Source organism: bacterium (assembly GCA_040755795.1).
Taxonomy (GTDB): domain Bacteria; phylum UBA9089; class CG2-30-40-21; order CG2-30-40-21; family SBAY01; genus JBFLXS01.
In genome coordinates this window covers 1-14135 of sequence record JBFLXS010000070.1, presented here as the reverse complement: position 1 = coordinate 14135, position 14135 = coordinate 1, and the positions used below count along the sequence as shown (strand labels likewise).

The window sequence follows — 14135 nt, the reverse complement described above, 5'->3', positions numbered from 1 at the left end:
AGCACGAAGTGAAATTTGATGAATTATCGAATAGAGTCATTACCTAAAATAGTAGAGAGTAGAGAGTAGTCAGTAGGGAAGAGGTGAAGAGTGGACAGTAATTACTGACTACTGACTACTAACTACTAACTACTGACTACTATTTAAGGTTGGTCTATTGATAAATTTCAATGTGGAAAGATTGAAAGAAGGCATAAAGAGATTTATTCTCTAACATCTCCCTGCCCTTCGTGCTCTCCGTGGTGAATAGTTACTAAATAATTTGAAAGTATGAATTCAAATTTGAGGAGAAAATAGATTAATGTCAAAAAAGAAAAAATCAGTTTCTTATCTATCAGATAACATCAAAATATTTATTAGTTTGTTAATAGTTCTTATATCATCTTTTTCAGTAGGATTATTTATATGGAATCTTTCTTATCCTGGAAATATATATTCTTTTTTATCCCTCTTTTCTCTTAAAGAAATTCATACTCAGTCACTCTTAAGATTTTTAATGACCTCTGGAATTTATTTTATTATAATCTGGGTTATCATCTCATTTTTTATTAATAAGGTTACTAAAGATAATTTAAAAGATGTGTTGATAAGAGATGGGTTAAGTTACCTTCCATGTTTAGTTTTAATTCCAGCTACCTTCTTACAAACTTTTTTCCCTCAATTACCCAACTTTACTCTCTACCAAGCTTTTATTTTTGTTCTTATAGTAGGAAGTATTCTACCTGTTAAGTTGTTTCTTTTCCCTAATTTTAAAATATCTATTCCTTCTCCATTTTTTCAAATAGTACTTATTCTTCTTATAATATCTTATATAGCCATTTTTACACTTATAAGTTTTACTAAATTAGATAAATTGTAACCGTTCAGGCTATATATCAAAAGTGTAAGAAAGGGGATAAGGAGATAAGAGTGATATGGAGATAAGATAATAGAAATAGATTGAAATTTATAGAAATAAGTAGAAATTGATCGTAGGAAACAACAAATTTCCATAAATTTCTATTAGTTTCTACTAATTTCAATTTTTTTAATAATATCTCCCTATCTCCTTAGTCTCCACATCTCCTTTTGTTACACCACCTGAACGATTACGATAAATTTTTATATGGATTATGTGATTTAGGGATGTTTACTCATGTGATGTGGAATACTATTAATGGCAAAATATTATACTTCCAAGTTTTTGGTAAAGGTATTAATTTTTTAGGAGAGCACATGTCTCCTATCTTATTATTACTTGTTCCTTTTTACTGGGTTTATCCAGACCCGAAAACATTGTTGTTTATCCAAACAGTGCTTATTTCATTTGGTGCTATACCTGTATACTTAATTGCTATAAGTGTATTAAAAGATAGATTTGCAGGTTTATGTTTTGTAGTTGCCTATCTATTTTATCCATTTACTGGGAGGGTTAATCTATTTGAATTTCATGAGGTATGTTTTGTTATCCCATTTCTTTTATTTTGTTTTTATTTTCTACAAAGAAGAAATTATAAATTATATTATCTTTTTATGATATTATCATTATCTGTAAAAGAAGAGATAAGTATCGCTATTTTTATGATAGGGTTATATGCATTTTTAGTAATGAGAGAAAAAAAATTGGGGTTAATTACTATAGTTATATCTATAATCTGGGCTCTTTTAGCAATAAGGGTTCTTATACCATTTTTTAGAGGAGGGGAAGAATATTCTCATATCCAAAGATATGTTACCGAAGGTGGTGGAGGATTTCTCCAAATAATTCAATATTATCTTAAGCATCCATTATTAACTTTAAAAAATGCCTTTGGAAATATTCAAATAGTAACTTTATGCTTATTGTTAGTACCTCTTGGGCTTTTACCTTTATTTGCACCAAAGGTTTTATGTTTAGCTTTTCCTTTAATACTTCTTCATTTCCTATCTACATTTGAATTACAACAGGCACTTCAATGGCAATATTCTGCTTCTATTATTCCCTTCCTTATAATTGCTGGAATATATGGATTAAGGAATATAATTATTGGAATAGGGGAAAAAACATCTTATTCAACATCCAAAAGACAAATTAAAGCAAAAGATAATAAAAAAAATATTATATCACTATTAGGAGAAAAAAGAATTACTTTTATAGGTGCAAGTTTTATCCTATCTACTTCTGTTATAGGAAGTTATTTTTTTTCTCATCCTCCATTTTTAAAATTAACAACATGGGAAGGATGGGAATTTAATAATTATAAGAGATTTCTCTCTTTATCATTATCTCCCAAAGATTATTCTACTTCTATTCACCGCAGGTTATACTTCGAGATTAAAAAGATTATTTCGGATAAAGCTAGTTTGTCAGTTCAGGATAGTTTAGCTCCAGAGTTATGTAATCGAGAAAATGTATATCAATACCCTTCTTGTAGTCCAGAAATTGAATACTTTTTTTTAGATGTTTCAACTAATTTTATAAGGACAGGAAGTTTTTGGGAAACTTATAAAAATAATTTATCAGCACTTTTAAATGATGTTAATTATCAACTCCTATTTTATGGAGATGGATTTTATTTATTTTGTAAAAAAGAAAATTGGAATGAAAATATCCTTTTAAGATATGAAAAAGCATTAGAAAAAAAAACTAAAAGATGGGAAAAAATTTATGTAGTAGGCGTAGTTTATTCTTTATTAGGTAAATGGAGTAAGGCAACAGAAATCTTTAAATCCTCCTCAGCAATTGACTTAAATCTTACTATCAAATATCTTCATGAACTTGGAAATTTCCATTATGAGAAAAAAGAATTAGAGAAATGTATGAGTATATTTGAATTAATTGTAGAATTAAATCCTAAATATGAGGATATAGAAATGTATAATAGGTTAGCTAGAATTTATCATCATAAGGAAATGATCGATAAAACTATCATTATAGCACAAAAAATTATAAAGATTGATCCTAAAAATATCAAAGTTTATAACAACTTAGGTTTACTTTATTATAAAAAAGGATTATTTCATAAAGCAAGGCAGATATTTAATAATGTCTTAAAACTTGACCCACATAATTCCGATGCTAACAAAATGTTACAGATAATATCAAATAAATTTTAAACAGGAGGTAAATAAAAAATGTGGAAAAAGATAAAAGTGGTAGTTTATTTATTAATAATAGGAAGTTTCTTTAACATAGAAATAGGAGAAGCAGTGGAAGTAAATGGTAATCAAAGTGGTATATGGAGTTTAAGTAATAGCCCTTATGTAGTGACAGGTACTGTTACTGTCCTTTCTGGGGAAACACTTGTCATTGAGCCCAAGGTAGAAGTGAGATTTGCTACTAATACTTCGTTGGTGGTTTAATGGAACATTATCAGCTATTGGCACACTTGATGGAACGATTACTTTTACATCTAATGCAGGTACACCTACTCCAGGTAATTGGAATAGTATTAAATTTAGTGGTGTCCAGAGTAAAGGAACAATTAGTTATTCTCTTATAGAATATGGTAAACAAGCGATTTATTTAGAAAATGTTTTCAAAATTACTATTACTCATAATACAATTAGAAATAATAAAGGTGATGACGGTTCTATATGTGCAGATGGTGAAATAGGAGCAGGAATTTGTCTCTTTTCATCCACCAATAATACTCTTGCCGGAAATATTATTTCAAATAATCAAGGGGGGCAAGGTGGACCAGCTGATTATGGAATCTCAGGTGGTGGAGGAGGTATAGGTGCAGGAATATACTTATTATCTTCGACTAATACTACTATCATAGATAATATCATCTCCAATAATAATGGTGGAGAAGGCGGTCAAGGTGCTGATCGCGCGGCAGGTGGCCGCGGAGGTACTGGTGTAGGGATTTACTTAGAATCATCCACTAATAATACTATTACAGATAACACCATCTCTAATAATAATGGTGGGCAAGGAGGGAGAGAGGGATTTCTATTCTCTTCAGCAGGTGGAGGAGGTATTGGTGCAGGGATATATTTATCATCAAATACTAATATTATTACAGGTAATACCATCTCTAATAATAGTGGTGGTGGTGGTGGTAGTGGTAATGGTTTGGGTGCAGGTGGTGCAGGCGGTATTGGTGTAGGAATATATTTAATCTCATCAACAAATGTTACCATATCAACTAACACTATTTCCTATAATCAAGGTGGTCAAGGAGGACCGGGCGGTGACCACGGTGCAGGTGGTGCAGGTGGTATTGGTGTAGGAATATATTGGCAACAATCGACTAATAATACTATTACAAATAATACAATATCTGATAATAAAGGAGGACAAGGAGGAGGTAGTGGTAGCGAGAATTTAGGAGGGGTTGGGGGTAAAGGTGGAGGGATGTATTTATCATCATCCACTAATAATACTATTACAGGTAATACCGTCTCTAATAATAGAGGAGGAGATGGAGGATCAGGTGGTTTTAAAAGTCCAGGAGGAACAGGAGGTACTGGTGGAGGAATACATTTATTCTCATCGACTCACAATACTATTACAAGTAACACTATTTCCAATAATAGTGGTGGTAAAGGAGGGGGGCCAAATGGTAGTCATGGGAATGGTTATGGTATCTATATTGATTCCAATAGTTATAATAATATCATTGATTCTAATAATACTTACAATGGTGAACCTATCCATTATTACTATGGAATTACTCTACCAACTACAGTTGAAAATCGAACTTTGACACTTACAGGTTCTGGTTCAACCAATCTTGGTAGAATCGTTTTAATAAATTGTTCAAACTTTACTATTAAAAATAACTATATTGAAGGTGGAATTGGTGAGAATGGAAATTACTTAATTTTCCCACAAATTTAGGTATATAAAGTTTAATAGGTTAAACTTAGAAAGACTGCACAATTTTTTGTATAATGCACAAAAAATATTGAGCGATTTTATCTTGACAAATTCTTAAGTTTATGGTATACTTATAATAAGTGAACAAGAAGTAAACTATATAATTGATTGTTCTTTGATAATTTAATATAGTTTTTAGTTGACAAGATAGAGGAAGAAGGTTATAATTATGGTAAGATGAGTAAAAAAGATAGACAACAGAAGACAGAAAGGAAAACTCTAAATTCTAAATACTAAATTTTACTTTGCAACATACTTCGTATTCTAAACAAATTCTAAATTCCAAATTTTAAATACCAAAATGAAAAGGGCAATTAGTGGAAAAGGTAAACAAAAGATAGAAAGCAGTAGGCAGAAAAAGAGAAAACAGTGGAGATTTGTTTTTAAATTTCCAAAGTTTCTGATACCGAAGGATGAGCCAATTGTTCCAAGGGCATTTACTCCAATAGATTATGCAGGTGGGATATTGGTATTTTTCATCTGCTGGGCAGTGTATCTACACACCTTGATTCCTACGATTGGGTTTCATGACTCTGGGGATATGGTAACTGCTGCTTTTGTACTTGGTATCCCTCATCCAACTGGTTATCCTCTTTACTGTCTGCTTGGTAAACTTTGGATGACTATTCTGCCGATAGGTAACATTGCCTATCGGATGAATTTAGCTTCGGCGTTGAGTGCTTCTCTGGCGTGTATGATGGTGTACTTTATCATTTTAAAAGTAGGAAGTAAGAATATGAGCACGGAGCACGGAGCAAAGAGCATGGAGCAAAAAACTCCAGGCTCCAAGCTCCAGGCTCAATGCTTACTTTTATCTCGCATCTCGTCCCTCGTCCCTGCTGCGGTATCAGCACTCATGCTTGCCTTTGCCACTACCTTCTGGGAGCAGGCAGTAATAGCTGAAAAATACACACTGAATGCTTTGTTTGCCACGCTGCTAATCTTCATCCTGCTAAAGTGGGCAGAAGCGATGAGCTTGGAGCACGGAGCAAAGAGCCTGGAGCAAAAAGCTCAAAGCTCAAGGCTCAAGGCTCAAAGCTATCTCTATCTCTTCGCTTTCACCCTCGGTTTATCCTTCACCCATCACATACAAACAATTTATTTAGTTCCAGCAAGTATATTTTTTATTGTAGCAGTGTACTGGAAAAAATGGATGCAACAAAAACAATCATTCTACTCTCTAGTCTCTACTCTCTCCCCTCTACTTTTAAAGATGCTTTGTTTATTCATCTTGCCATTATTCTTATACCTATATCTACCAATTCGAGCAAGTGCTCATCCACCAGTTAATTGGGGTGATCCTGAAACTTTAGGAAGGTTTATAGAACATATAACTGCTAAGTGGTATAGAAACCATTATTTAGTTTCAAATATAGATTTTTCTCGAATATATGAGCATATCAATAGCTTTTTTATTCCTGAATTTTTCCTCTTTGGGTTAGGTATAATAGGATTATTCATACTCTTTAAGAATAAAAGAATTATTTTTTCTATCTTTTTGTTTTTAATTATATTAACTAATATCTTTAATTCTATAAGATACACTATTGGAAATATTCAAGATTATTATATTCCTTGTTTTATAATATTTTCTATACTAAGTGGATATAGTATTATAGAGATAACAAAAGTAGTTTTAGGAATAACAAGAAAAATAGAAAAATCAAAGATATCCCTGTATATATTTTTAACCATATTTCTATTTATACCAATTATCTCTTTAGATAAACATTATTACTATAATAATAAAAGGTTATACTATTATGCTTATGATTATGGTATAAACATACTTAAGCCTTTGCAAGGAAATGCAATTATTTTTCCTAAATATGATGAGGATAGTTTTCTTATATGGTATCTTCATTGGGCTGAAAAAGTAGCATCTAATCTGGTGATTATTCCTATTGCTGATTTAGAAAACGATTACTTTATTCAAATTCTTAAAGAGAAATATCCTCATGTAGTTTCATCTTCCATAACTCAGAATCATCAAGTTTCTAATGTTATAAAGAGATTTAATAATATTGTAAATCATAATATTAAAAATTACTCAATTTATGTAAATCAAGGGGAATCTATTGTAATGAATAATTATCTATTAATTCCCGAAGGTAGCTTTGCTAGAATTTTAGAGAAGAATATAACTAAGAAAGCAATTTGTAGATTGCTTGAAAATAATGGAGTGAAGCTTACATATAGAGATAATAATAGAATTTTTAGAGATTCCAAAGCTCTATTGATGATGGAGAATTATGCAGCTTCTTATAATAATAGGAGTTGTAAGTATTTAGATATAGGAAAGTATGATAAAGCTATTATTGAAGCTGAAAAGGCGATAGAGGTAAAACCTGATTTTATAGATGCTCATTGCACCCTTGCAGTTATTTATAAAGAGAAAGGTGAATACAATAAAGCTATTAAAAAAGTAAAGGAAATTTTAAAAATAAACCCTTATTATGTTAATGCTCATATACTCCTTGGAAGTATATTTGAAATTCAAGGAAAGATCTTTAATGCTATTAAAGAATATAAAATTATTATGAAAATATATTCAAAAGATATGACCATTCATAAAGAGGAGATTATTTGTATACACAACATTCTATGTAGACTATATATTAAAATAGAGAGAATAGACAGAGCTATCAATGAATGTAAAAAAATTCTTGAGATTATTCCAGATGATTTTAAAACGCATCAGAACTTAGCAGGCCTTTATTATAAAAGAGGGCAATTTAAAGAATCAGCGTTAGAATTTAGGGAGGTAATAAAACTTGACTCCAACAATCTTTATGCTAAAGAGATGTTAGATGAATTAAACAAAATTATTAAAAAAGATGGAGGATAACGAAATGGGAAAGAAGATTTTATGCGGATGTTTATTGTTTTTAGGAACGGTAAATGGTGCGGCGAGAGTAGAAGCAATAGGCTCAGTTACAGTATATGATAACTCAGGAAATTTTATTGGAAGTTATACCACTATCCAAGAAGGAATAAATGCTTGTCCTAATGAAGGTACCGTCACTATAGCAGGTGGAATATATACTGGGACAGAGAATAAAAACTTGTCTTGGAGTAATAAGCATATTACTGTAAAATCTCAGAATGGCCCAGAGAATTGTATCATTGACTGCCAAAATAGTGGAAGGGGATTTAATTTTGGTAATAGTGGACAAAATAGCAGTGATGTAATTAATGGTTTTACTATCAGGAATGCAAAAAATCCTTGGACTGGAGGTAATCATCCTGATGGCTGTGGTGGTGGAATCTTATGCTGGAATGAATGTTCCCCAACTATTACAAACTGTATAATTACCAACAACGCTGCTCAGAATGGTGGTGGCATATACTGCTATCATTCCTGCCCAACTATCACTAACTGCATAATCACCAGTAATATAGGTTACGGGGATGGTGGTGGAATTTCCTGTGATGGTGCCCACATAATACTCACTAATTGCATAATCACTAATAATACGGCACTCGATAGTGGTGGAATTTCCTGCTTTGTGTCATCTCCAACCATTACCAACTGCATAATCACTAACAATATAGCATCTAGAGAGGGTGGTGGAATCTACTGTAATGCATCATGTCCAACCATTACATATAGCAATCTTTGGAATAATAGCCCAGAAAATTACAAGGGAATCAATAATAGCCCTGAAAATTATCAGACAGAAATCAATGGCAACATTTCTGCTGACCCCAAATTCATTAACGAAGGCGACTACCATTTTCTATCTATCTCCTCTTGCATTGACAGAGGTTCAAACACAGTACTTGCTATTTCTTCAACTGATTTAGATGGGAATCCAAGGATAGTAAATGGCACCGTAGATATGGGAGCTTATGAGTATCAAGGCAGTCCTACCATTGCTTACATTAATATCTTACCTACTGCTGGAGTGGTAAGTACTATAGTTACAATTTCAGGTGTTGGGTTTTACTCAACCGAACTGATCCAAATGGATTTTGGCACATCACTTACTATTACTACTGTTTCTACTGTTTTAACAGGCAGCTTTACTACCACATTTACAATTGATACTCAGCCTTATGGGACCACTACTATTAGGGCTACAGGATTGAATTCGAGTAAAACTGCAGAAACAGTATTTTGTCTCCTACCACGCATATCTATGGTTGTGCCTTCAAGTGGGACTGTAGGGACTATGGTGACAATTAGTGGTGATGGCTTTGCAAAAGTGGAAGGTGTTAGCATCTCCTTTGACACTACTCCAAATGTTACTCAGGGTATTGCCAGCACTTGCGGCACTTTTACCACTACCTTTACCGTAGATACCCAGCCTTATGGCACAACAACTATCTGTGCTTGTGGAAATGACTCTGGTGGATGTGCGGCTGCTACCTTCTTTATCCAGCCTAACATCATCTTTGTTACACCAAGTAGCGGGACAATAGGCTCTTTTGTTACTGTTGCGGGTAATGGTTACAGAGCCACAGAATTAGTCTGCATTGATTTTGGCACAACACGCACAATTCAGTTAACCTCTACTTATGCTGAAGGTAACTTTACTACTATTTTTACCATTGATACCCAACCTTATGGAATTACTACTATTGTGGTTACTGGAGTGAATTCTAATGCCAGAGCGTATGCTACTTTTACTATCCTACCTAACATTATACTTGTCTCACCCAGCCGGGGGACCGTGGGTAGTTTTGTAACCATAAGGGGTAATGGTTTTGGTCAATGGGAGCTAATTTGTATAAGATTCGGTATGACACCAACTATTCAAAGTGTATCTACTTATGCCCAGGGTAGTTTTACTACTTACTTTACCATTAATACCCAGCCTTATGGCACAACGACAATTCGAGCGGTAGGCGTTAATACTCAAGCAGAAGATAGTGATTCCTTCTTTATCCTGCCCAATATTATCTTGCTAACCCCTTATCAAGGCACGGTGGGTAGTTGTGTGACTATGGCAGGTAACGGCTTTGGACAAATGGAAGAGATACGAATAGACTTTGGGACGACGATGGCTATCTGTAATGTTACTTCTACTGCCTATGGTAGTTTTTCTGCTCTCTTTACTATCAATTCTCAGCCTTATGGCATTACCTCGATTGTGGCTTTAGGACTTATCACTAGCTCAAGAGTATATGCCTTATTTACGATTGTGCCAAAGATTATCCTTTCACCTACAGCCGGGCAAATAGGAAGTATGGTGAGAGTATCTGGTAATGGTTTTGAGGCAACTGAATTAATCAGGATTGAGTTTGGGACTACTCCTACTATTACTTCAGCTACTACTAATGCCTTCGGTGGATTTGAGGTAACATTTACCGTCGATAGCCAGCCAATTGGAACGACAACTATTACGGCTTATGGTTTGATGACCGATATTTATGCTCAGACAACCTTTTATATCCTCCCAACCACTCTCTTGAAGATTACCCCTGCCATACAGAATATTGGGGTTAATTCAACATTTACCTGCCAGGTGGAGATAGAGAATGTAAGTGAATTAGCAGCAGGTGATTTGTATATTAGCTATGACTCAAATATACTGGAAGTAACAAGAATAGGTACCGGGACATTTCCACCCAATTGTAGTGCAGTAAGTAAAATTACTGCTGGTAAGATAGATTATTCCTTTGGATTATTCTCTGGCTCTGCTACTGGCTCAGGAATACTCTGCTTCCTACATTTTAAAGCGATTGCAGGTGGGACATCAAGTGTAAGAATTGATACAACTCAAGACCGCAAAACAATATTACTTAAAATTGATATAGACACCCCGGTGGAAATCCCGTTTACTAAAGAAGATGCGATATATTATGTAATTAGTAAGATTAAAATTAAACCTCAGGATAAAATAATAAAGGCAGATGAGGATGTTGAATATCAATGTATTGGAGAGTGTGGTAGTGGATTAGCACTTGATGTTACTGGCTCTACTACCTTTACTTCAAATGGAGGTGGCTCATTTACACTTAATACCTTCCTTGCAAAATATATGAGTACCTATACAATTCAAGGGGAATATCTTGGATTTATTGGAACTACATCAGTGATTATCCTACCTGGCACTCCAACAACTTTAGTTTATGTATCAGGAAATGGTCAGGTTAATACCTGTACCTTTACCTTAAAAGACCCATTTATAGTTAAGGTAGTGGATAAATATGAAAACCCTTGCCAGAATGTAGAGGTAAAGTGGGAAATTATCTCTACCCCTTCTGGTGCAACAGGTTATTCTATCTCTCCAACTAAAACCACAACCAATGTTCAAGGAACAGTTTCATCTTTCCTTACCTTAGGTACAGAACCTCCAGGAACATATACCATACATGCAATATCAACTGGGCTATCAGGCTCTCCCTGTATCTTTACTGCCCATTCATTAAGGCGATTTGGTAATATAGCTGGTTTTTGTTTGTTGAAGTTAGGAACAGTTACATTAGGTACATGCTCAGATATTGAAGTAAGGATTGTTGAACTTAGCACAACTACAACTACTAATGATGACTCTTACTTCATATTTGAGAATATACCAGTAGGCACCTACACCCTTAACTTTGATACCTGGGGAGCATCTCCATCAACTAAGACCAATATTTGTATTAGTCCAACACAATTTGAAGATACTACTTACATTGGTACTATTACGCTATTAGCAGGAGATGTAAATAATGATGGTCAGGTAAATATTGGAGATTGGCCGTTATTTGCAGATGCATGGCGAGAGAAGGCAACTAAAACTCATACAAATTGGAATGAATATAAAGAGGCAGATTTTAATCATGATAGTAAAGTAGATGCATACGATTTTATTGTTATTAGAAATAATTTTGGTGAACAACAAAAAGGTAGGGTTAAAGAATTAATTGCGATGTCCACAAAGGCTAAAAAGACCTCTGGTAAAATAGAGTTATCTTTTGACCTTGAGACACTTGAAGGAGTAGATATTGATGAACTGCGTGTTGGGAATATTATCTATCTTAAAATATATGTTCGCGATGCAAAAGACTATCTTGGTGGTGAAATCCATCTTGCTTTTAATCCAAAGGTATTACAAGTAATAGATGCGGATAACAGCAAAGATGGTATCCAGATTCAACCAGGGGATTTTCCACAAGGTTCATTAAATTATACACCTGTTGAACTAAAGAATGAAGTAGATAATTTAGTTGGTAAGATTGATTATGCAGTAGCAGTTTGGGAACCAGAGCAAGAAGAGAAGGGGATATTAGCTATTGTCCCATTTAAGGTAATCTCTTGCGGTGCTTATTCTAAAGTTAATTTTGAGTTTGATGATGAAGAAAACCGCGAAACAATGTTTATCGAGAGAATTGGTCAGGAACAACCTGTTGACCAGCAACCTGAAATATTACCAGATGAAGTAATTATCAAAGTGCCAGCGGTATTTAATAATTTACAGGCTGCCCTGGTCTATCCCAATCCTGCTTATAAAGGGCAAGAGGTAACCTTTACTCAGATTACCACGGATAAACAGGTTACCTTAAGAATATATAACATAGCCGGTGAATTAGTCATTGAGAAACAAAAAGATAACATCAATGATAGCCAGATTAAATGGAATTTAAAGAATAAAGATAACGAATATGTTGCCTCAGGTATTTATATCTATTTTTTAAAGGATGAACCTGGCTCTATTAAGAAAGGTAAGATTGGGGTGATAAAGTAAAGAGCATAGAGCGTAACATCTCCCTGCCCTTCGTGCTCTTCGTGGTGAATAGTTACAAGGAGAAAAGGTTAAGAAGGAAATAAGTTACCACTGATTTGTCTGTTAATTGATATTTCCCAATTTATACCCCGGAGCCGAAAAATAAAAATGAATATCAACGCCTTAACAAAGATAGTTGGATTAATTGGTTATCCCATAGATTATACCTTATCCCCCGTGATGCATAATGCCGCATTTAAAGAATTAAACCTGAACTTTGTCTATCTACCATTTAAAGTCAAACCAGAAAACCTGAATTTAGCCATTAATGGTTTGTTAGGCTTAAATATTCCTGGAGCAAATGTAACCATACCTTACAAAGAAATGGTAATGAAGTATTTAGACGAGTTTTCCTATGAGGCAGGTTTAATTGGAGCAGTAAATACTATTTGTGTGGATGACGGAAAACTAATTGGAGATAATACGGATGGGAAGGGATTTGTTGCCTCACTTATCGAAGAGATGAATGTTGACCCTGCGGATAAGAAGGTTTTTATCTTAGGTGCTGGCGGAGCGGCACGGGCAATCGGATTCTCATTGGCTAAATCAGGCATCAAAAGAATAACTTTTATGGATAAAGATGTGGTTAAGGCAGAAACACTCACCACACAAACTAAACATCATTTTCCCAAATTATGTATTGAGACCGTGAGATTAGAAGATAAAGAATTTGAAGATAATATTAAAGATAGCGATATACTCATCAATGCGACACCCTGTGGGATCTCGGGAAATGACCCCGTATTAATTAATCCAGATTGGCTTTCTTCCAAGCAGCTAGTTTATGACATCATCTACAAACCAGTTCAAACCCCGCTTCTTAAAGTAGCTCGCGAAAAAGGATGCAAAACACAAAATGGGCTCGGAATGTTAGTTCATCAAGGAGCACTCGCATTTGAGTTGTGGACAGGTAAAAAAGCACCAGTTGAAATAATGCGAAAGGCAGTAATCAAAGGTTTATAAATATCTTTCTAACTTCTATTCTCTATCTTTAGTTCCATCCCAATAGAAAGTATGCTATTTGTTTTTAAATTATTTAATTTACAAATAGTTCCCGAAGAAACATTATATTTATTTGAAATCTTGCATAAGGTATCCCCTGGTTTAACAATATGAGTTATGAAAGGTTTTTTCTTCTGGGGAAGGGTAGGATTAGTCTTTTGAGGAGACTTTACAGACTTTGATTTTTCAGATTGATTCTTTAGGGGAGTTATTTTCCACTGATGAGTTCTGATAGCAGAAGTAAGGAATAAGTCGTCACATTTTAAGTCAATGGTTCTGTCATTGGCCGCTTTAGCCGGATTAATTAATATGTCCAGGATAGGATAATTTAAGATAACGCAAAGATAAAAGATTACGCCACAAATAAAAATAAACCCCTTTTCTCGCATAATATATATATCGGCATAATCACCAGTTTTCTTTAATAAAAAATAAAGGTAACCGTTCAGGTGGTGTAACAAAAGGAGATGTGGAGATTAAGGAGATAGGGAGATATTATTAAAAAAATTGAAATTAGTAGAAACTAATAGAAATTTATGGAAATTTGTTGTTTTCCACAATCAATTTCT

General features: G+C 34.0%; 9 protein-coding genes. 7 read left to right on the top strand and 2 right to left on the bottom strand.

Translation table 11 applies throughout. The annotated features are described in order from the left end of the window. The first annotated feature begins 301 nt into the window (after window positions 1-301). On the top strand, window positions 302-859 hold the full coding sequence (locus AB1414_06885) for a hypothetical protein (protein ID MEW6607167.1): 558 nt from the start codon (window positions 302-304) through the stop codon (window positions 857-859). Here the strand turns inward: AB1414_06885 and AB1414_06880 are convergent. Then, window positions 808-993, bottom strand: coding sequence for a hypothetical protein (locus AB1414_06880; GenBank protein ID MEW6607166.1), 186 nt, complete (start codon window positions 991-993; stop codon window positions 808-810). The two genes, AB1414_06885 and AB1414_06880, sit on opposite strands and share 52 nt — an antisense overlap. Before the next feature lie 75 nt (window positions 994-1068). On the opposite strand from AB1414_06880, the gene AB1414_06875 reads away from it, so the two are divergent. From AB1414_06875 to AB1414_06850, 6 genes are all read left to right on the top strand, one after another. Next, entirely contained in the window at window positions 1069-3075 is a 2007-nt protein-coding gene (locus tag AB1414_06875; protein ID MEW6607165.1) for a DUF2079 domain-containing protein, read from the top strand. Between the two features lie 18 nt (window positions 3076-3093). Beyond that, window positions 3094-3321, top strand: a complete 228-nt coding sequence (locus tag AB1414_06870; GenBank protein MEW6607164.1) for a hypothetical protein — start codon at window positions 3094-3096, stop codon at window positions 3319-3321. Continuing rightward, window positions 3293-4807, top strand: a complete 1515-nt coding sequence (locus AB1414_06865) for a hypothetical protein (GenBank protein ID MEW6607163.1) — start codon at window positions 3293-3295, stop codon at window positions 4805-4807. The genes AB1414_06870 and AB1414_06865 overlap by 29 nt, the downstream gene beginning before the upstream one ends. A gap of 340 nt (window positions 4808-5147) precedes the next feature. Then, window positions 5148-7694 carry a DUF2723 domain-containing protein gene (locus AB1414_06860; GenBank protein ID MEW6607162.1) on the top strand — a complete coding sequence of 849 codons (2547 nt, stop codon included), beginning with the start codon at window positions 5148-5150 and terminating at the stop codon, window positions 7692-7694. A 4-nt stretch (window positions 7695-7698) separates the two neighbouring features. Then, window positions 7699-12525: a choice-of-anchor Q domain-containing protein gene (locus AB1414_06855; protein ID MEW6607161.1), complete on the top strand. Its 4827-nt coding sequence runs from the start codon at window positions 7699-7701 to the stop codon at window positions 12523-12525. 147 nt (window positions 12526-12672) lie between these two features. Further along, window positions 12673-13527 carry a shikimate dehydrogenase gene (locus AB1414_06850; protein MEW6607160.1) on the top strand — a complete coding sequence of 285 codons (855 nt, stop codon included), beginning with the start codon at window positions 12673-12675 and terminating at the stop codon, window positions 13525-13527. 8 nt (window positions 13528-13535) lie between these two features. Here the strand turns inward: AB1414_06850 and AB1414_06845 are convergent, their stop codons facing one another. After that, the gene (locus tag AB1414_06845; protein ID MEW6607159.1) at window positions 13536-13955 is read right to left on the bottom strand and encodes a LysM peptidoglycan-binding domain-containing protein; all 420 of its coding nucleotides are present in this window, start codon (window positions 13953-13955) and stop codon (window positions 13536-13538) included. Window positions 13956-14135: the final 180 nt, after the last annotated feature.